General features: G+C 31.1%; 19 protein-coding genes and 1 tRNA gene. 4 read left to right on the top strand and 16 right to left on the bottom strand.

Annotation, left to right across the window (positions count from 1 at the left end; translation table 11 throughout):
• Positions 1-276: 276 nt before the first annotated feature.
• From H9I45_RS15435 to H9I45_RS15415, 5 genes are all read right to left on the bottom strand, one after another.
• On the bottom strand, positions 277-1203 hold the full coding sequence (locus H9I45_RS15435; protein ID WP_088354233.1) for a metallophosphoesterase family protein: 927 nt from the start codon (positions 1201-1203) through the stop codon (positions 277-279).
• A gap of 10 nt (positions 1204-1213) precedes the next feature.
• Positions 1214-2443, bottom strand: a complete 1230-nt coding sequence (locus tag H9I45_RS15430) for an alkaline phosphatase family protein (RefSeq protein ID WP_088354310.1) — start codon at positions 2441-2443, stop codon at positions 1214-1216.
• 94 nt (positions 2444-2537) lie between these two features.
• Positions 2538-3386, bottom strand: coding sequence for a Calx-beta domain-containing protein (locus tag H9I45_RS15425; protein WP_088354234.1), 849 nt, complete (start codon positions 3384-3386; stop codon positions 2538-2540).
• A 30-nt stretch (positions 3387-3416) separates the two neighbouring features.
• The gene (locus tag H9I45_RS15420; protein ID WP_088354235.1) at positions 3417-5195 is read right to left on the bottom strand and encodes a RagB/SusD family nutrient uptake outer membrane protein; all 1779 of its coding nucleotides are present in this window, start codon (positions 5193-5195) and stop codon (positions 3417-3419) included.
• 26 nt (positions 5196-5221) lie between these two features.
• Positions 5222-8434 carry a SusC/RagA family TonB-linked outer membrane protein gene (locus tag H9I45_RS15415; RefSeq protein WP_228454936.1) on the bottom strand — a complete coding sequence of 1071 codons (3213 nt, stop codon included), beginning with the start codon at positions 8432-8434 and terminating at the stop codon, positions 5222-5224.
• A 198-nt stretch (positions 8435-8632) separates the two neighbouring features.
• Here H9I45_RS15415 and H9I45_RS15410 point away from each other — a divergent pair, with 198 nt between their 5' ends.
• Complete coding sequence (locus H9I45_RS15410; RefSeq protein WP_088354237.1) at positions 8633-9241, top strand: TetR family transcriptional regulator; 609 nt, start codon at positions 8633-8635, stop codon at positions 9239-9241.
• Here H9I45_RS15410 and H9I45_RS16490 read toward each other — a convergent pair.
• The 10 genes from H9I45_RS16490 to H9I45_RS15365 all read right to left on the bottom strand — a co-directional run bounded on the left by H9I45_RS16490 (position 9238) and on the right by H9I45_RS15365 (position 17690).
• Complete coding sequence (locus H9I45_RS16490) at positions 9238-9495, bottom strand: CBU_0592 family membrane protein (protein ID WP_088354238.1); 258 nt, start codon at positions 9493-9495, stop codon at positions 9238-9240. The two genes, H9I45_RS15410 and H9I45_RS16490, sit on opposite strands and share 4 nt — an antisense overlap.
• Before the next feature lie 142 nt (positions 9496-9637).
• A tRNA-Val gene (locus H9I45_RS15405) sits at positions 9638-9715 on the bottom strand.
• A gap of 59 nt (positions 9716-9774) precedes the next feature.
• Positions 9775-10983, bottom strand: coding sequence for a bifunctional folylpolyglutamate synthase/dihydrofolate synthase (locus tag H9I45_RS15400; protein WP_088354239.1), 1209 nt, complete (start codon positions 10981-10983; stop codon positions 9775-9777).
• Positions 10984-11005: 22 nt separating this feature from the next.
• Positions 11006-11437: an adenylyltransferase/cytidyltransferase family protein gene (locus tag H9I45_RS15395; protein ID WP_088354240.1), complete on the bottom strand. Its 432-nt coding sequence runs from the start codon at positions 11435-11437 to the stop codon at positions 11006-11008.
• 64 nt (positions 11438-11501) lie between these two features.
• Positions 11502-12332 (bottom strand): energy transducer TonB, encoded by an 831-nt coding sequence (locus tag H9I45_RS15390; RefSeq protein WP_088354241.1) that lies wholly within the window; start codon positions 12330-12332, stop codon positions 11502-11504.
• Between the two features lie 149 nt (positions 12333-12481).
• Positions 12482-12877: an ExbD/TolR family protein gene (locus tag H9I45_RS15385; RefSeq protein ID WP_088354242.1), complete on the bottom strand. Its 396-nt coding sequence runs from the start codon at positions 12875-12877 to the stop codon at positions 12482-12484.
• Positions 12878-12965: 88 nt separating this feature from the next.
• On the bottom strand, positions 12966-13655 hold the full coding sequence (locus H9I45_RS15380; protein ID WP_088354243.1) for a MotA/TolQ/ExbB proton channel family protein: 690 nt from the start codon (positions 13653-13655) through the stop codon (positions 12966-12968).
• A 138-nt stretch (positions 13656-13793) separates the two neighbouring features.
• Positions 13794-15203, bottom strand: coding sequence for a sodium:proton antiporter NhaD (nhaD, locus tag H9I45_RS15375; protein WP_088354244.1), 1410 nt, complete (start codon positions 15201-15203; stop codon positions 13794-13796).
• A 14-nt stretch (positions 15204-15217) separates the two neighbouring features.
• Complete coding sequence (locus tag H9I45_RS15370; protein WP_088354245.1) at positions 15218-16450, bottom strand: Glu/Leu/Phe/Val dehydrogenase dimerization domain-containing protein; 1233 nt, start codon at positions 16448-16450, stop codon at positions 15218-15220.
• Positions 16451-16631: 181 nt separating this feature from the next.
• Positions 16632-17690, bottom strand: coding sequence for an anhydro-N-acetylmuramic acid kinase (locus H9I45_RS15365; RefSeq protein ID WP_088354246.1), 1059 nt, complete (start codon positions 17688-17690; stop codon positions 16632-16634).
• A gap of 90 nt (positions 17691-17780) precedes the next feature.
• On the opposite strand from H9I45_RS15365, the gene H9I45_RS15360 reads away from it, so the two are divergent.
• Positions 17781-18923, top strand: coding sequence for an acyl-CoA dehydrogenase (locus H9I45_RS15360; protein WP_088354247.1), 1143 nt, complete (start codon positions 17781-17783; stop codon positions 18921-18923).
• 163 nt (positions 18924-19086) lie between these two features.
• On the opposite strand, the gene H9I45_RS15355 is transcribed toward H9I45_RS15360, so the two are convergent.
• On the bottom strand, positions 19087-19869 hold the full coding sequence (locus tag H9I45_RS15355) for a tRNA pseudouridine synthase A (RefSeq protein WP_088354248.1): 783 nt from the start codon (positions 19867-19869) through the stop codon (positions 19087-19089).
• Positions 19870-20138: 269 nt separating this feature from the next.
• Between H9I45_RS15355 and H9I45_RS15350 the strand changes: the two genes are divergently transcribed.
• Positions 20139-21128 carry an outer membrane beta-barrel protein gene (locus tag H9I45_RS15350; protein ID WP_088354249.1) on the top strand — a complete coding sequence of 330 codons (990 nt, stop codon included), beginning with the start codon at positions 20139-20141 and terminating at the stop codon, positions 21126-21128.
• A 28-nt stretch (positions 21129-21156) separates the two neighbouring features.
• Positions 21157-21507 (top strand): P-II family nitrogen regulator, encoded by a 351-nt coding sequence (locus H9I45_RS15345; protein WP_088354250.1) that lies wholly within the window; start codon positions 21157-21159, stop codon positions 21505-21507.
• Position 21508 lies beyond the last annotated feature (1 nt).

The following is a 21508-nucleotide window of genomic DNA, read 5'->3' as shown; positions in this document are numbered from 1 at the left end:
TGTGGTGTTTAATAATAAATTAAGCTAAGTTTAATCTGTTTACTAAATACTAGCTTCAATTGTTTATTAATGCAAATTCGATTAACTTCTTTAATAATCGAATTATAAGTGTTTCTTCAGAAATTTTTACAACTTAATGTGATAGTTCTAAGATTGTCGTTTAATTATTATAGAACGAAGATTTTAAAAACAAAAAAACCTTTACAATTTGTAAAGGTTTTTTTGTTGTAAATAGTAAAATATAGCTTCCATTACAGCCAAATAAAAATACTTAAATTAATATCCATGTGGATAATATATATTACTTACAGAACCATCTTCAAAAAAATCGATAATTGAATATCCAGGAGGTGTTTCGTGATACCAACATTTACCTGCAGAATCTTTATCTCCTTCTCCCCACCAAAATCCACTTAGAGAACCATTACAGTAATAATTAACATTATTATAAACTGCTGTATCTAACAAATGCATGTGCCCACTAATACAATGTATCTTTTTTTCTGGATGCTTATAAAACAATTTAGTAATATACTTACTATCTGTATGACTTCCTCCATAAGGAATGGTACTAACTGCTAAAATTGGATAGTGACTCATAACCAATACTGAAGCATCTTTCGGTATTCTATTCAATTCATTTTCTAACCAGGTACGTTGCTCTTGGTCTAAAGAACCTGCACTAGAATTATTACTATCTAATACTATAAAATACCAACCTTTTTTGGTAAAACTATAATACCTGCTTTGCATTTCCATCCTTTTAATTACATAGTCTTTTCCATGCATAGGATCTGTTTTATCTGGAGCAGCCCACCACATATCATGATTTCCTAGACAGCTGTACATTTCGTAACCTTTAAATTCGCCCTTTAATTCGTCCCAAAGTTTCCATTGTTCTAGTACTCTTTCACGAGTAATATTACCATAATCTGCAGCCATAATTGTATCTCCACCATTAAGAAAAAAGTCTACATTATGTTTTTTTACGTCTGCTATACATTTTTTAAAACGATTGGGTGCATCATTATCGTCTGACATATGAATATCTGTAACATGTGCAACTCTTAGAACTCTTTTTGATTCATTTTTATTAGTACAACTTTGGGCAGATAATATAATAGGAGCTAATGCTGATGCACCTGCTACTAAACCAATGTCTTTAATAAATTGTCTTCTTTTCGAATTTTTAATTTCTTCCATAAGTATTAAATTATTTATTGGTTACCCAAGTGTTAATGGTATTATATTTCCCCTCTAAAACAACTTTATAAAAGTTTGACTGATATTTAGAAATATCAATTACTACTTCCTTTTTATTAGGTTTAACCTTTTCAATTAAAGTATAATATTCTTTATTTCCTTTGGAGAAGTTATTGGTAGTAGCTATATAGACCTTTACTTTACCCTTTTTATTTAGTACCTCCCAATTAATATGAAGTTTTTTTTCTTTAATTTTTGAAGTAGCATTGGCTATTGAAACTTTTCCATTAAGTGGAATGCCATCAATTTCCCAGAGTTGCTCTTTTTCTGGTTTTAAGTTAAGACTTCGTAACATTGTTGGCATTATATCGACAATTGCAGGTTTTTTCGTTTTAAAATAGGAGTTCACTTTTGCATTTGTTACTATCCAAGTAAGACGTTCTCTGTCACTTTGACCTCCATGTCCTCTTCCTGTTTCAATGTTTCTTCCATGATCTGTTGTTATATAAATTTCCCACTTTTCCTTATGGAATTTTTCTCTATAGCTTATTGCTTCCCAAACACGACCTATTTGGTTATCCATTGTTTTTACTGCATTGTAAAATTTCTCTCCATCTCCAAATTTATGGCCAATATCATCTGTATATTCTAAATAGACCCAGGAAAGATCTGGTGCATTTTTTTTAATATATCGTGTAGTTTCATTTACAACATGTTCATCTATTTTGTGGATAAATAATCTATCATCGTTATGAGGAAAAGTTAATGTATCTTTCTCAAAACCATCAAAATGATAGTCTAGTTGTATGTTACCTGTTGTTGAAAGATTTTCTCCTACCAATTTGGTTCGATTATCTAACCAAGTAGAAAAAATAGCGGTTTTTAATTCAGGTCTATTTTCTTTTGCAAATCTAAAAATGGTCCAATAATTATAATTAGGAGCCTTAATACTATTTCCCCAAACATTGTGTTTATTAGCCCAAGTACCTGTTAATAAACTATTATAACCAACTGCAGAAATTGTTGGAGTTTGCGAATAACCATCTTTTAAACCTCCAACATAGGCACGTGTATAGTCGCCTTCTTTAGCAATAATATCTAAATTTGGTGTAAATACTTTTTCTATAACATCTGCAGAAATACCATCAACAATTACAAAGAGAACTTTTTTTTTATTCTTTTGAGTATGACTTACTTGAATACTCAAAACCACTAATAACACAAAAAAAATCTTATTCATTTTAAATACTTTAATTACAAAAACAAAGAAAAGGGAATGACTTGCATCTTTTCCCTTTTCCAAAACAATAAATTAACTCAAACCAATTTTAATTTTATTCTCCAACAGAAAAAACATTTGTAGTTGTTTTCCAATATACCCAACTACCTCCACTTTGATAGTAAACATAAATACTAACAGAAATTTCTCCCTTACATATATCATATGTTCCCTCTCCATTTTGTCTAAGTTGATAAACATAACCATCATTATCTGTACCTGCATCAAAATCATTAAAAGTAGCTGCACCAGTAGTTGCACCAGCAATTGTTGGGGTAAGCGTTATTTCTAAATTAGCATTAGGGAAAGATCCGTAATTTACTAGATTTCCTGTTAACGACACAACTGACCCAGAAACACTACCAGTAACTGTAGTATTACCTGCAGAGTTTGCAACACTTGATGTATTAAAAATATCTATTGTCTCACTACATTCATTATCTAATATGTTTATAATAATTGATTTATTACTTTGATTTTTTATACCTACACCAATATCAACATTTGATAAACTTACACTTTCAATGGTAATTTCTAGACTTCTTTCATTTTCACTATTTAGTAAATCATCTATAAGTGTAAGGTTAAAAGGTTCCGATTTTATTTCACCAGCCTTAAAAATTACTTCGGTATTACTTACAGAATAATCTTCGCCTTCATTGGCATTATTTCCAGTTACCTTTAAGTTTACACTAAAATCTTCATCCAGAACACTTCCATCATATCTTAAATATATAGGATAGTCTGATGCATTATCGGCAGTATATGTTTCTGGAATAGAAATCTCGGTATCTATAAAAGAAACGAATTTATATCGCTCAAAATCATATTGTTCTACGTCATTCTGGCAACTAACGCTTATTATAGCTATAAATAAAATTATTATTAGTTTAATAGTTTTCATTTTTTTTAAATTTATTATTATTAAAAAATATTACCAACCCATTATTTGTTTTAACTCCGGGTTTAGGGCAACTTGATGCACTGGTATTGGACGATAATAATACTTAGGCTCTTCGAAATTTTGAGGAGTTGTTCCTGTTACCATATAACCAGAGGTACCATTGCTTAATAGAAGGCTTGCTGCTGGATCTCCAAATGCTCCTGCTTTGTAGTAAATTAAATCTGCCCCTAAAGAATTTGTTTCTTTTGGTACTGGAATATCATCACCACTTGCTAAAATATGAATATCGTCAACTCCATCTCCAGTCATGTCGTATTTGCCCAAAGCTGGAAAGTACATTCCTTGTGGTATTTCCTCTAAAATTTTTCCAGCATGCCATCTCATCACATCATCAAACCTAAATCCTTCTGCTGCAAATTCTACTCTTCTTTCTCTTCTAATCTCTAAAATAACTCCCTTATTAGCTCCACTTACATTAGGATAGTTACCTTCTAAAATAGGGTCTATATTGGCATTTGCCATTACCAAGTTCATATTTGGTAACGCTACTCTTTCTCTAATTTTATTAACCGTTAAATCTAAATCTGCTTGAGTTAGAGTTCCTAATTCTGCTTTAGCTTCTGCAAAAATTAACAGGGCTTCTGCATATCTAAAAACAGCAACATCAACTCCAGCGCTTTCTACTGTGTTATTTATACCTTTATGCTGGTGATATCCTGTAAAGTTTTTATTTAACTCCTGAACGTATGCAGATGAACCTCCAGCTCTAACCCAACCTGGAAAAACAAAAGTTTGTGCAAGTCTTGGATCTCTATCTTTAAACTCCTCTACAAATGGTAGTGTATTGTAGCCTATTTTATCACTAAACCTACTTCCATCATTCATTAAATAGCTATTCATTAATGCTTTTGAAGGACTTTGTTCGTAATTACCAAATGCATTTCCCCATCCACTGTTTCTGTTTTTTTCAACATCGTAAACATTTATTAAAATTGCCTCAGGGTTACCAGCTAAATTTTCTGATTGAAACAACGCCTCATAATCTGTATTTGGGTTACCTGTATTATAAATTTGAAATTCTCCAGAATCCATTAATTCTTGAACAGCATTTCTTGCAATTTCAAAATATTTATTAGCAGTTCCTTCTAAACCTAATTCTGGGTGGTATTTTCTAAAGCTTCCTTCATATAAAGCTATTCTCGCTTCTAACATTAATGCAGCCCATTTATGTATACCTCCAAGATCTACATTTTCTCTAATATTTTCTGAAGCAAAACGAATATCACTCATAAGACTATCTACAACCATTGTTCTAGGGTCTCTTGGTTTAAATAAATCTTCGTCTTCTGGGTTTAATGTTTTAGAGTACCAAGGTACGTCTGAATATCTTTTTACTTTTGTGAAATAAAAATTAGCTCTATAATACTTTGCCAAACCTTCGAAGTGATTTTTAACATTGTCTTCTACATCGGCTTTTTCAAAGTTTTCTAAAAAAAAGTTAATACTTCTTAATCCACCCCAGAACCATCCAGAAGTTATTGTTTCTGCACTTGGTGTACCAACCATTATGTTTTTAATTTCCACAGCTCCTGTTGTAGCCATGTCATCTGTACCTTGATCTCCTTGAAAAAGAGCTCCACCACTAGGAAGGGTATGTATTCCGTTAATGTACAACTGCAAGTCGGATTCCGAATTAAAGAAATTCTCTTTAGAAATTTGAGCCTCAGGAGCTGTATCTAGGAAATTATCATTACAACTTATAATGAATAGTCCTAAAGTTATTAGTAATATTAATTGTTTATTTTTCATTGTTTTGTTTTTTAAGATGTAAAAATTTAAAAAGTAATATTCATACCTACAGATAATTTTCGGTGAAATGGATAAGCAAAGCCACGACTTCCAGTAGCCTCTGGATCTACAAACTTTTTAATATTTGACCATTCATATAAATTTTCACCTGTAACAAAAAATCGTAATTGAGAAAGTTTTATTCTCTTTAAAATATTTTCTGGAATTGTGTAACCAATCGTAATATTTTTAACTCTTAAATATGCTGCACTTTTTAAATATTTAGTTTGCGGAATATCTAACCCTGCACCATAGTTTGAATCTGCTAACCAACTTTGTAATACTGGATATTCAGAATTCGTATTTGCATCGGCTAAACCAGCATCAATATATGATTGTGAATGTTGAGCACGTAAAGCATCACTATCTCCAGTACCTCTATAGAAATCAAGTAAATGTGGATACATATTAGCATATGGCTGCTGATATGCTCCCCAGAATAAATAATTTGTTGGATAGTAATCCCTTTTTCCAATACCTTGTAAAAAACTACTGAAATCAAAACCTTTCCAAGATGCATTCATGTTGAAACCTATTTGATATCTTGGTTGTGTATTTCCTATTAGTTTTAAATCTTTTGGATCTGCAGATGATTGACCTCTAGTAATTTTCCCATCTCCATCTTGATCTACATATCTTGGCCAACCTGGCACGATAGTTAAAGCTCCCCATGGTATAATTGATGATTGATCTAAATTATCAATTTCTTCTTGTGTTTCAAAAAGCCCATCATTTTCTAATCCCCAAATTTCACCTATATCTTGTCCCTCTCTCCATTGAGAAAAAAGTTGCCCATCATTATCGAATCTAGTTATTTTAGCTTTACTATCGGATAAAATTAAAGATGCCCCAAAATTGAATAAACTCCCATCTAATTCTGTAACATGTTTATAGCCTAATGTAAGTTCCCATCCTTTTGTTTGAAGATCTGCAGCATTTGCAAATGGTGCACTTGTACCCAAAACACCTGGCAATTCTTGACTTGGAGTAAGCATGCCTATTGTATTACGTGTGTAATAATCAAATGATGCATTAAATGCGCTATTAAAAAAGCTCATATCAACTCCAAAGTTTGTGGTAACAACTTTTTCCCATGTATAATTATCTGGATTTACACCTAACCCAGGTGCATATACTGCTTTTGGATAATCTCCATCTATTAAATAGCTCGATTGCCCAGTACTTAAAGAGTTAATATATCCGTAATTACCAACATTCTGATTTCCTAAAGATCCTTTAGAAACTCTAAATTTTAATTGATTCATTACATCTGTAATCGACTGGTCTAGATCTTTACTTGCAATCCATGCTAGAGAAATAGAAGGGAAAAAACCATATCGATTAGATTTTGGAAATCTTGATGAACCATCATATCTTCCATTAAGTTCTACGATATATCTATCGTTATAAATATAATTTAATCTTCCGAAAATTCCGTTCAAAGCCCAATCAGAATATCCCCAACTTACAGTTTGTTCTCCTGTTGCTAGTGCAATATTTGGCAAATCCGAAGAAATTAAATCGTCTCTGTTAGCAGTAAAAAATTCGAATTTATTTACCTCTTTATTGTAACCAATAAGTCCAGTAAAATTATGTTTGTTTATTTCTTTAGTATAAGTAGCAAAAAGATTTAAAACACTATAAGAATTTTCTCTTAAGGCTTCATAAGCGTAATCTTCATTTACTTGCTCTCTAATATCATTTGGCCCATATCCAATTTTATATTTTGTACCATCCCAATGTCTTCTGTCTGTATCTTTTTTATAAGTATACTCTGCAGATAGTTTTAAATCTTTATTAAATAAATAAAAATTTAATTTATTAGTTGTTTGTATTCCAGTATCATCAATTCTAGTTTTACCTCCATCAATCATTCTTGCTGCTGCACGTCCAGCACTAGTATTGGCCCAGCTTCCATCAGGATTTTTTGCAACATCAGTTGGTCTTAAATTATATACATTAGTAAGTCCATATGTAGGAAGATTTCTACTCGTGAAGGTTAAGAATGTATTATTTTCAAAATCCATCCACTCGTAAGGTGCTATATTAATTTTACTACGAATTGCATTACGCTCCCAAGAATCTTCGGCTAATCTATTTAATCCGTTCTCAACTGTATGATTTGCTGATAAATAATAACCAATAGATTTTGAACTATCTTCTTCAGGATTTATTTGTACTTTACCACTCATAGAAACATTATGATTTTGCGAAAAAGAAGACTTATTGAAAAAATATTCATTCCAATTAGTGTCTCCCATATATTGCCATCTGTCTGGGTTCTGTGGATCTAATCTTACATTTGGTACTGTTGGATCATTCGATCTATCTCTAGCCCAAGCATAAGTTTCATCTGAATAGTTTACATAATCCCATGGTGTGTTATTCGTTGAAATATCTAATAATCTAGAAAATATATAAGGATCTGTAATAGGATCTGGTGTAATAGTTGGTTTACCCCAAATTAAAGAATTGGAATAGGTAATCTTACTTTTACCTCCAGCTTTAGTCGTTACTAATAAAACACCAAATGCAGCTCTTGCACCATAGATAGCGGCTGAAGAAGCATCCTTTAAAACAGAGATTGATGCAATATCGTCTGGATTCATACGAGTTAAATCGTCCTCAGAAGAAGGAACACCATCAATTAAAACCAATGGGCTACCTCCATTAATAGAAGTAAAACCACGAATATTTATACTTGCACTACCTCCTGGAGATCCATTTGCAAATGTAATATTAAGGTTAGCGACAGTACCTTGTAATCCTTGTGATACGTTTGCAGTTGGTCTATCTTCTAATTTTTGCATATCTACCACCTCAACTGAACCGGATAAATTTACTTTTTTTTGTGTACCATAACCAACTACAACAATTTCATCCAAAGATTGAGAATCTACTTGCATCCTTACATCTATTGTAGTTTTATCTCCAACTACAATTTCTTGGGTTTCAAAACTTACAAATGAAAATTTAAGTATCGACTCTTTTGAAGGAACAGTAATCTTATAATTACCGTCAAAATCTGCAACTACACCATTTGTAGTTCCTTTAATTAAAATACTGGCTCCAGGTAATGGGTCATTTGTTTCGGCATCTTTAATACTACCAGTAATATTAATTGACTGTGCCCAACCTTGTTGGGCAAATAGTAACAGAAATAAAAAACTTATTACTTTAATGTTACTTCTACATTTCAAGAGGACGTAAAACTTAGTTACTCTTTTCATAAAAAAAATTATTAAGGTTGATTTGTTAACTTTTTAATTTAAACAGTTACATTTCTGTTATTTAAATAAATAATATGCGGCTAATGTAATAAAATATTTTGATTGAACGTTCAGTCAATTTAAAAAAAAAGCACTATTATTGTAAAGTTTATGTTAAGTTTGTAAAATATGGGAAGAAAAAGTTTAAAGGATATTAGGCAAAAAGAGATTATAGAAGCTTTTTATGTTGTAGCTCAAAAAGAAGGGTTAGAAAATGCCTCGTTAGCAAAAGTAGCTAAAGAAATGGGAGTTAACACCAGCTTAGTGTTACATTATTTCAATTCTAAAGACGACCTCATATTTGGACTAATCAATTATATTTTAGAAAGATACCATCAAATTTACTTATCCGCTAGTTGTATAGAAAAAGGAGAATCTCGTATTTTACGTTTAGTAGATAATTTATTTTCACGAGAGTGGAATGAGCTGATTGATGATAGCGTATTTTATAGTTCATTTGCATTAATTTTTAGAAATAAAAAAATTAAAACAGCTTATAGAGAACTTCATGATAATTTAAGGTTATTACTAAGCAAAGTAATTGAAGAAGCTAAAATAAATGGAGAAGTAAATATACAGGATGCAAAAAAAACAGCAGATCTAATTTTTATCATTGTTGAAGGTGCATATTATTATTTGTCTTTATATGATATCGACGAAGATTATCTAGTGAAACTAAATCATTATAAAAAAACTGCGTTAGACCTACTAAAACTAACTAAAACACCAGTATTTTAATTATTTTTTTTTCTTTCCTTCTTTTTTAAAATCTGTATTACAGCAAAAAGTCCAATAAACATCCAGACGACATTTGTAAATAAGTTTGGGCGATCTTTTGTACTATATGCAGATACTACAAGACATAAACCACCTAATATATTCATTAATTGGTAAGGTATGTTATCTGCCTTTAATTTATTTATACTTAAGAGAAAATATGAAACAATAAAAAGAGCAGATCCAATCCAACCTATGATTTCAAAAATATTCAAGTTTAATTAAGTTTTAGTTTGTTTGGAAAGATACTTAGAAATTTAACAATTGTAAATTATATCGATAACATTCTTAATTAAATTAGTTCTAAAAAACTATTAAAAACAAAAAATCCTACACAAATTATGTAGGATTTTACTTTGGTGGGCAATGAGGGATTCGAACCCCCGACCCCCTCGGTGTAAACGAGGTGCTCTGAACCAACTGAGCTAATTGCCCTTAGCGGGTGCAAATATAACACAGAATTTAATATCTCCAAAATAAAAATGACTTTTATTTTAAATTATTTCTGCAACTACAAATGTACTTCCTCCAACATAAATTATATCTTGTTGATTTGCATTGTTTAACGCATAAGAATATGCTTTTTCTACTGAAGAATATTTTTTTCCAAATAAATTAAATTCTTTTGCTTTTTCTTGTAAAACTTCTTCAGAAAGCCCTCTTGGGATGTTTGGCTTACAAAAATAATAAATTGCATCTTTGGGAAATAAAGGAAATATTTCTTCTACTTTTTTATCTGATACTACTCCTAAAACAATATGAAGTTTTTCATATTTTTCTTTTTCAAGCTGATTTAAAACAATTTGTAAACCTTCTTTATTATGTGCTGTATCACAAATAATCTTTGGTTCTTCTTGCAAAATCTGCCATCTTCCTTTTAAATTAGTATTCTCTACAACTTTTAGTAAACCGTTTTTGATGTTTTCTTGGGAAATTGTAAAATCTTTTAGTTGTTGAATTGCAACAACAGCAGTTTTTGTGTTTTTTTGTTGATAGTCGCCTAATAAATCCGTTTTGTAGGATTCTTTAATATCTGAAGCAAAAATAATATCAGAACTTGTTTCTTTTACTTTTTTCAAAAAAACTTGTTTTACTTCTTCTTGTTCCTCCCCTATTACAACTGGAATATTGTTTTTAATAATTCCAGCTTTTTCAAATGCTATTTCAGGTAATGTTTCACCTAAAAACTGCGTATGATCTAAACCTATATTTGTAATTACAGAAACTTCTGGAGTGATTATGTTTGTGGAATCTAATTTTCCTCCTAAACCAACTTCAATAATTGCAATATCTACTTTTTCTTTAGCGAAATAATCAAAAGCTAAACCAACTGTCATTTCAAAAAAAGACAATTTTTGTTTTTCTAAAAATACTTTGTTTTTATTAATGAATGAAGAAACTTTTCGTTTCGTAATTTCTTTTCCGTTAATTCGTATTCTTTCTGTAAAGTTTTTTAAGTGTGGAGAAGTATATAAGCCAACTTTATAGCCTGCCTCTTGTAAAATAGAAGCCAACATATGGCTTGTAGAACCTTTTCCATTGGTTCCTCCAACATGAATGGTTTTAAACTTTTTTTCTGGAAAATTTAATTCTTTGGAAAATGCTAAAATATTGGTTAAGTCTTTTTTGAAAGCTGTTTTCCCTTCTCTTTGATACATTGGAAGTTGCGCAAACATCCAATCTAAAGTTTCTTTGTAAGTCATATAGTTATTAGAAAACTGGAGCTTATTTGTCTTTCTTTTTCAAATTTTCTTTTTCTTGAACTTCTTTACGTAATGAAGTACTTGAAAAACGATGTTCTCTTTTATTGAAGTACAAATCTATACCTTTCTCTTCACAGTATTTTCTTCCTGAAAATTGCTTACTTGCATATTCTTCTCCAATGACCCTTATATCAATTTTAAAAGAACGCAAAACATCTTCTAAATCTTGTTCTGTTGCATATGGCACTATTTCGTCTACGAACCTGCACCCTTTTAACTGTATATAGCGTTCTACAACAGATTGTACTGGTCTATTCTTTTCTGGCCTATCTATTGTAGGGTCTGTTTGTAATCCACAAATTAAATAATCGCATTGACGCTTTGCATCTTCTAACATGGTAATATGGCCAGCATGTAATAAATCGAATGCACTAAAAGTAATTCCTATTTTCATATTTTTAATTTATCTTAAAAGAATATTTTGGTATTATAAAAACTAAAAATAATGAAATTAAATATTATTTGGACAAAGAAAACTTATAAATAATAGTTCCTGTTTGTTTTGACGGTGCTTTAGAGTCTGAATTCCATTTTGTTTTTAAAGCAGCCTCTTTTGCTGGTTTTAATAAACAAGGAGCTGTATTTGTAGAACCTTTAACTCCAGCTCTTGCACTAATTACTTTTCCGTTTTTATCTACTGTTATTCTTACAACTACTATACCTTCTTCTTGGCAATCTGGTTGTTCTTTTGGTTTTGACAAGGCTTTTCTTCCTGCTAAATTATAATTCCCTCCTGAACCACTTCCTGTGTTTCCATAATATTTAGAAGAAGTTGGGTCTCCTCCTTCTTTACCTTTTACCCCTTCTATATTATCATCTCCTTCACCTTTTGGTTCTCCATCAGAAGAATTTCCGTTTAATAATTTATTTAACGCATCTTGATTTTCTTTCGACGGTTTTGGCTTCGGTTTTTCTTTAGGCTTTACTTCCTTTTTAACGACTTCTTTTACAGGTTCTTTCTTCTTTTCTTTTACTTTTTCAACCACAGGAACATCTTCTGTAGTGTCTTCTGTAATAATTTCTTCTTTAATAATTTCTTTCGGAGTTTCCTTTACTTCTTCTACAACCTCTTCTTTTTTCTCTACAACTTTTGGTGCTGTTTTTTTTGAATTTACAATAGGTTCTCCCATTCCAACATTAGAGTCTCCAAAATTTATTGCTAAACCATATTCTTCTGGCGGATCTAAATATTGCATTCCATAATTGAAAATTGCAAATACCAACAACATTAAAATTATTGCTGTGATTACTGCTGATTTACGTTTATGTCTTGTTTCTAATATTTTCATTCTCTTTAATAAAGAATTATTGTCTTATTTGGTTTATACCTTTTTTATTAAATAGGCACTTGCGTTAGGGATTGAATGGCATGTTTGAGCTCTTTTTTGTTTTTCTCAAAAAAAGCGAGTAATGAAAGCCCGTTAAAACGCCCAAAAAATTATTTACCTCCTTTTACGGCTAAAATCATTTTTAATTTGTTCTTATTTGCGATGTCTATTACTTTCATCACATTTTTATAAGGCACATCTTTATCTCCTCTAATTACAATCGTTTTCTTTTTATCTGTCCCCACTTTATTTAAAATCGCACTTTCTAATTCTGATGAACTTACCTTTGTTTTATCGATATAAAACAGCGATTTATTAGTAATTGTTACTGCTACAGATGTGCTGTTTTCTGTTTTCCCTCCTGCTTTTGGTAGCAAAACATCAATGGCACTTACTGTTACCAAAGTGGATGTTAACATAAAAAATATCAACAATAAGAAAACAATATCTGTCATGGACGACATATTGAATGTTGGATCTACTTTATTTCTTCCGCGTAAATTCATGCTTCGTATTCAAAATTTAAAATTCAATATTTAAGGTTTAGGATTCGGCTGGAAACTTTGAATTCTAAACTTTAAACCTTAAACTTATTTATACTGGTTCGTTTAACAAGTCTAAAAACTCCACAGATTTCGCTTCCATTTGATAGACTACTTTATCTGTTCTAACCACTAAATGATTGTATGTAATGTAAGCAATAATACCCACAATTAAACCTGCAACTGTGGTTGTCATGGCTGTATATAATCCGTCTGAAAGCATTTTTATATCTATTTGTCCACCTGCATTTGCGATTTCGTGAATTGCAACTATCATTCCAATTACAGTTCCTAAAAACCCAATCATTGGTGCAGCTCCAGCAATTGTTGCCAAAACAGAAACATTTTTCTCAAGTTGATAAACCTCTAATTTACCTGCTGTTTCAATGGCTGTACTTATATCATTTAATGGTTTCCCTATTCTTGAGATTCCTTTTCCAATTAACCTTGCAGTTGGCGTATTTTTACTCTTACACAATGCATCTGCAGATTCTAATTTTCCGTTAGAAACATAATCCTTTATTTGATTCATAAAGTTTTTATCGACTTTCGAAGCGGCTTTAATTGCAAAAAATCGTTCGAAATAAATATAAATAGCGACTGCTAATAAAACAAAAAGTATGGCGATTATTATTTGCCCTCCTAAACCACCATCCATAATTAATTTGTAGATGGATAATGTTTTTTCTTCAGAAACTGTTTCTTCTAACAATTCTTTATTTTCTTGAAAAAATGATAACATGAATATTTTTTTATGTTCTTTATATTAACGACTAATCTTTTTTAAAATTGTTTCATTTTACGAATCAATTTATATCGCATAAAAAATGTCATTTCAAAGGAAAGATGAAATGACATTTTTAAATTTATTTTTATATAATTAAAATAGTGTTCTTGTAATCATAAACGTTGCAGAACCAACAACAAAACCGATTAAAGCCAGCCAAGATATTTTTTTGAAATACCAGAAGAAATCTATTTTTTCCATTCCCATTGCTACAACTCCAGCAGCAGAACCAATAATTAACATAGAACCTCCTGTTCCAGCAGAAAATGCAATAAAATGCCATAATTCGTTGTCAATTGGTTCAGAAAACATTCCTAAACTCGCTGCAACTAAAGGCACATTATCTATTACAGCAGAACCAACTCCTAATAACATAACTACTAAATCTGATACTCCAGCAGTTCCTGCAGTATGCATTTCTGTACCCATCATTGGTATTGTTTCTTGTAAAGTAGATGCAAAATTGAATAAAATTCCTAATGATTCTAATGCAGCAACTGCCATTAAAATTCCCAAGAAGAATAAAATACTTGGCATTTCAATTTTAGATAATGATGCGTGTACAGGACTGTGATGTGCTCCTAAAGCATGCTCTTCTGCTTCTTCTCCTTCTACACTTGAAATTGAGAATTTAGAGTTACTATAAATCTCTGCAAATGTTGCTACAACTGCTAAAGATAACATCATACCAACATAAGGTGGTAAATGTGTAATTGTTTTAAATATTGGTACAAAAACAATAGCTCCTAAACCTAAATATAACATTCTTCCACTATGTGGACTTTTTGGCTTATCTGCCTCTTCTTCAAAATCTATTTCTCCTTTAAAAGCTGGTAAGAAAGAAGCAATAAATGCTGGAACTATCATACATAATAAAGAAGGTAGTAATAAATACTCTATCAATTTTAAAGTAGTTACTTTTTTACCAATCCAAAGCATTGTTGTAGTAACGTCTCCAATTGGCGACCAAGCTCCACCTGCGTTTGCGGCGATAATAATTAAACCTGCAAACCAGATTCTTTCGTCTCTATTTTTAACAATTTTCTGAAGAATAGAAATTAATACAATTGTTGCTGTTAAGTTATCGATTATAGCTGATAAAATAAAAGCCAAGATTGAAAAAATCCATAAGATTTTCGTCTTCTTTTTGGTTTTTATAAAGCTTTTAATGGTTGAAAAACCATCGAAATAATCAATAATTTCTACAATTGTCATTGCTCCTAATAAGAACACTAATATCTCTGCAGTTTTCCCAAGATGATGCAATAAAGTTTCTTCAACTAAATGCAATTTATCATCATGAACCATACTGCCAAAACCATCCACTAAAGCATGTTTACTAGAATCGAACCAAGTTGTAAAATTATCTACACCAAGTGCAACCAAAGCCCAACAAACAGCCATCATAATTAAGGCCGGTATTAACTTATCTAATTTTATGTTGTGCTCTAATGTAATGGCTAAATACCCCATTACGAATACGATTATAATTATTGATTCCATACTTTTAATTTAGTTTATATTAATTGTTTTAATGCTATTTCGAATGCTGTTGAGCATATATTTGTTTTTGATGCACTTTTGGCGAATGTCTTTTGCAATGCTTTTTTAATGATATTCGATGTATCATCAAAAATTGCTTTGTCTTGCATTGGTAATGTTACTCTTGCTTCCATTAAATATGCAAAAACTCTGGCAATTCCACAGTTAGATATAAAATCTGGTAACAAACTTAAATGACTATCTGTATATTCCATAATTGGCCCAAAGAAAATTTCTTTATCTGCAAAAGGCACATTTGCTCCTGGAGAAATTACTTCCAATCCAGTATCAATCATTTGTTGCACCTGATTTTGAGAAACCAATCTTGAAGCTGCAGCAGGAACAAAAATTTCTGCGGGCAAACTCCAAATCCTCTCATTTATTTCTTCAAAAGGAATCATATTTTTTGTTGACAACTGGTTTCCATCTTTCGATAAAAATAATTCTGTCATCTCATTTTTAGTGAAACCTTTCTCATTAATTACTCCACCTTGTCTATCTATTATTCCAACAACTTTTGCGCCTAACTGCGTTAAATAATAAGCTGCTGCAGAACCTACATTTCCAAAACCTTGCACAATTGCACGTTTTCCTTCTATTCTACCACCATAAATATCATAATAATGTTTTACAGCTTCTGCCACTCCATAACCAGTTAACATATCTGCAACTGTATATTTTCTAGATAAATCTGGCGAATATTGTTTGTCTTCAATTACTTTAATAACTCCTAAACGTAATTGACCAATTCTATTAATTTTATCTGCTTCTGTTGGTTTAAAATGTCCGTTAAAAATTCCTTCTTGCGGATGCCAAACACCACAATCTTCTGTAATTGGAATTACATCTTTATCTGCATCTACATTCAAATCTCCTCCAGTTCCATAATAATGTTTTAAAAGCGGAGTAACAGCTTTATACCAACGTTCTAAAACACCTCTTTTTCTTGGATCATTTGGATCGAAATTAATACCCGATTTTGCACCACCAATTGCTGGTCCAGAAACTGTAAATTTCACTTCCATTGTTTTGGCCAAAGACATTACTTCGTTTTGGTCTAAACCTTTCCTCATTCTTGTTCCACCACCTGCAGCACCACCTCTTAATGAGTTTATAACTGTCCAACCTTCTGCATCTGTTTCTTGGTCTTTCCAATGAAAAACGATTTCTGGTTGTTTATTTTCGTATCTTTTTAATAATTCTTTCATTTTTAAATTTTGATGTTTTCAACTTAATTTCAATAATACTTTTTTCAGCAATTTTCTACTTAATTTTAATATTAGAGAAGTTAAAGTTGATTCATTTTAAAAATTTATTTTGATTATTATTAAACTACTACTTACAAACTTAATGTAAAAAAATGATTTTATAAATTTTTTAAACTAAAAACTATGGTGTAAAAATTACACCTGATGAATGATCTTTTTCAGCTCCAGTTACCGACTTTAAACAATTAACCTGATTATCAATCTTTAACAATCCCAAAAAAGCAAAAATTAAAGCTTCTTTAAAGTTTATTATTTGTTTTGAAGGCACAATTAATTCTGCCTTTTTCATTTGTTTTATTTTTGATATTAAATATTCATTAAAAGCGCCACCTCCAGTAACCAAAACTTTAGCATCTTTTGTAATCACTTTTGCGATAGCCCAAGCAATGTGATCTGTAAATGTTCTTAATAAATCTTCTGGTTTTCTTGTAGATGATTCTAATCTTGGAAAAATTTCTTTTTGAACCCATTCCAACCCTAAAGACTTTGGTGGTTTTTCTTTGTAAAATTCCAACATCCTTAAATCTGCTTCTAATTGCATTAAAAAAGTTCCATTAGATGCTATTTTTCCTTTATCATCATAGTCAAAACCTAATTTTTGTGCGTATTTATTCAACACAATATTAACAGGACAAATATCGAAAGCAATTCTTTTATCATCTTGTTTGTAAGAGATATTTGCAAAACCTCCAAGGTTTAAGCAATAATCATATTCAGAAAATAATAACTCATCTCCTATAGGAACTAATGGTGCTCCTTGTCCACCTAATTTCACATCTTGTGTTCTAAAATCGCAAACTACTTTTTGTTTTGTAATTTTTGCAATTTCTTTACCAGAACCAACCTGTAATGTGATTCCTTTTTCTGGTTGATGCAAAATTGTATGCCCATGAGAAGCAATAAAATCTATATTTTCAATTTTAAAATTAGAAACGAAATTATTTATAATTCCCCCTAAATATTTTCCATAAACAACATCTAAATCTTCTAATTCTTTTTCTGAAGAATGTATTGCATTTTGCAAAAATTGCTTCCATTCTAACGAATATGGAATTGTTGTCGCCTGTAAAATCTCAAAATCGCTGTAATTGCCTTTTTCAAACTTCACATAGACCAAATCTACACCATCCAATGACGTTCCAGACATTACTCCTATTGAAAAAACTTCTTTTTTATTCATATCTGTAAAAATAATAAAAGTCTATTGAAAATATGTTACGAAATCGATATCTTTACACTCTTAAATTACGAATATAACAATATATATACAATGGATTTTAGTTTAACAGAAGAACACATAATGATTCGCGATGCTGCAAGAGATTTTGCACAAACAGAATTATTACCAGGAGTTATTGAAAGAGATAACAAGCAAGAATTTCCAAATGAATTGGTCAAAAAAATGGGCGATTTAGGTTTTATGGGAATTATGGTAGATCCAAAATACGGAGGAAGTGGAATGGATGCCATTTCTTATGTATTAATAATGGAAGAACTTTCTAAAATAGATGCTTCTGCTTCAGTAATTGTTTCTGTAAACAATTCATTGGTTTGTTACGGATTAGAAGCTTACGCTTCCGAAGAACAAAAACAAAAATATTTAACAAAATTAGCAACAGGAGAATTTGTGGGTGCATTTTGTTTAAGTGAGCCAGAAGCTGGTTCAGACGCAACTTCGCAAGCAACAACTGCAGAAGACAAAGGCGATCATTATGTAATTAACGGAACAAAAAACTGGATTACAAGTGGTGGAAGAGCAGATGTTTATTTAGTAATTGCGCAAACAGATAGAGCAAAAGGACACAGAGGAATAAATGCTTTTATAGTTGAAAAAGGAACAGAAGGTTTTCATGTTGGCCCAAAAGAAGACAAATTAGGAATTCGTGGTTCAGACACACACACTTTACAATTTAATGATGTAAAAGTGCCTAAAGAAAATAGAATTGGCGAAGATGGATTTGGTTTTAAATTCGCAATGAAAACACTTTCTGGTGGTAGAATTGGTATTGCTGCACAAGCTTTAGGAATCGCTGCTGGAGGTTATGAGTTGGCTTTAAAATACTCAAAAGAACGTAAAGCTTTTGGTACAGAAATTTGTAATCATCAAGCAATTGCTTTTAAATTGGCAGACATGTACACAGAAATTGAAGCTGCAAGAATGTTAGTAATGAAAGCTGCCTGGGACAAAGACCAAGGTAATAATTACGATATGTCTTCTGCTATGGCAAAATTATACGCATCTAAAGTTGCCATGGAACAAACTGTAGAAGCTGTGCAAATTCATGGTGGAAATGGTTTCGTAAAAGAATATCATGTAGAACGTTTAATGCGAGATGCAAAAATTACACAGATTTACGAAGGAACTTCAGAAATTCAAAAAATCGTAATTTCGAGAGGCGTTATCAAAGGATAAATTACTCATTATATATAAAGTATAAAAATCCATCTTTTTAAAAGGTGGATTTTTCTTTTGGGCGCAACCTTTCAGGTCAGGCTTTTCGCACTCGCTTTTTTTGTGAAAAACAAAAAAGAGCTCAAACAATTGCTACAATCCTTTGCGCAGGCTTATCTATTAGCTAATCTTCTAATTCGATGTCAAATAATTGCAAACCAGAAGAAGGTGCAATATTTCGCATAAACATTCTATCATTATCTTCTTTTAAAGAAGCTTCAATAAAGTTTAAATCGAGATTTCCTTTTCCAACTTCAAAAAAAGTAGCCATCATTAAACGAATCTGATATCTTAAAAATCCTTTTCCCTTTACTTTTAAAACATAACTTTTTTCAGGAAAGAAATTAGCCGTTAAAATATCATTTTTTACAATTTCGCAAGAATCAATCGTTCTTTTAAGAATTGTGTTTTCTGATGGTTTTGTACAATATTTATGAAAATAATGCTCTCCCTCAAAGAGTTTTGCAGCTTTTTGCATGGTTTCAATATCTAAATCTTCTTCTAAAGAAACCATGAAAGGCGCAGAAAAAGGGTGACTTTTCTCACCAAAAGCAAAGTAATAATGATACTCCTTTACTTTAGGAGCATTAATAATATTGTAATTTCTTTCAACTTTATTTATAGAAAGCGCTCTAAAATCAGCAGAAAAGTTTGAATTTAAAGAACTTAAAAATTCACATTTTTCAATTTCATCAACTGTAAAAAGCTGTAAATAATAAGAATTTGCAGATACTTTCGCATCTGTTCTACCAACACCTATTGTTTTATAAGTCCCTTTTTCAATTACAAAAGAAATGGTTTTATCAACCATATCATGCAAAGTCTTCGCATTTGTCTGTTTTTGCCAACCAGAAAATCTAAATCCAAGAAACTGAAGCTTAATAATGTAAGAAAATGGGTATCTCATACTTCAAAAATACAACAAAATGAACTTTTTTTTCAAAAAGTGCATTTTTATTGATATCACAAAATTACCAGTCTTAAATTTTGAAACCTCCTTTTTCGAGTACTTCAAAAAACAAAAAATATATTATTTTCAATTTTACCCCTCTTTTTTTGAGGGTATCATCAAAAATTAACGTGTTTTAAGAATTACACCCCCTTGTTTATATAAATTTAATATCTACATTTGACCCGTTCAATAAAACTAAAAAAACAACTAAAAGAACGATTATCATGAAAAAAATCATTTTAACTTTATTAGTAGCAACAAGCTTAACAGCAACTGCACAAGAAGAAAAAGGGACATTTACAGTTAGTGGAACAGTAGATACTTACTACACAAGTAACCTTAAAGACAACTCTTTAGGAAGTGTAGGTGTATTATATGGAGGAAGTGGAGCAGCAAACGGATTTGGTTTAGGAATGGCAAACACTATTTTTTCTTACGAAAAAGGAAAAGCAGGAGTTGTAGCTGATTTAGCTTACGGACCAAGAGCAAATGCAGCAAACGCATATGAAGGAGCAATCAATCAATTGTACGTATATTACAAAGCGTCAGAAAAAATAACTTTTACACTAGGACAATTTAATACGTTTTATGGATATGAAGTTATTTCTCCAGCTGGAAACTTTAACTATTCTGTATCTTACCTATTTAATGCAGGACCTTTTTCTCATACTGGTTTAAAAATGGATTATGCAGCTTCAGAAGATTTATCTTTTATGCTAGCAGTTACAAATCCTCATGGAATAACTGCTGGTGCAAACCCGAGCACAAATTATCAATTAGGTTTTCAGACAGGTTATAAAGGACAGTATTTTAATCTTGCTTATGGTGCTGACGGATTCGGATTTAACGACGTGTTATATTTAGATTATACAGGTGGTTTTGATTTATCAGACTCATTTTTCTTAGGAATTAATGCGGCATATTCTAATTCTAGCGATGCAGATGCTGGTTACCAAGGTGTAGCTTTGTATCTACAGAACTCTTTCAGCGAAAAATTTTCTTTAGGACTAAGACCGGAATATTATCAAACAACATCTGCAACTGGAGACGCAAGTGTAACTGCATTTACTTTATCTGGAAACATCACCCTAACAGAAAGCTTAAATTTTATTCCTGAAATTAGATACGACTCTTCAGACGATATGATTATTCCTGGATTACCTGCTCAAGACAGTATGACTGGAGTAACATTTGCAGCAGTTTATTCTTTCTAAAAAATTAACTAACTAAAATTTATTACTAATGAAAAAAATAGAAGCAATTATAAGAAAATCAAAATTTTCAGCCGTAAAAGAGGCATTACATGACGTAGATGTAAACTTCTTCTCTTATTGGGATGTTACAGGTTTAGGGAATGAAAAAGAAGGTCATGTCTACAGAGGAATTAGCTATAGTACTAGCGATATTCAAAGAAGACATTTATCTATAGTAGTTAATGATGATTTTGAACAAATTACCATAAACGCTTTGCTAAAATCTGCAGCTACTGGAGAAGTTGGTGATGGTAAAATTTTTGTATCTGACATTAACGAAGCATACAGAATTAGAACCGGAGAAAAAGGGGGTGAAACTTTAAAGAAAATATCAAAATAAA

It is taken from the genome of Polaribacter haliotis, from assembly GCF_014784055.1.
Lineage (GTDB): Bacteria > Bacteroidota > Bacteroidia > Flavobacteriales > Flavobacteriaceae > Polaribacter > Polaribacter haliotis.
This window is presented reverse-complemented; position numbering and strand designations above follow the sequence as displayed.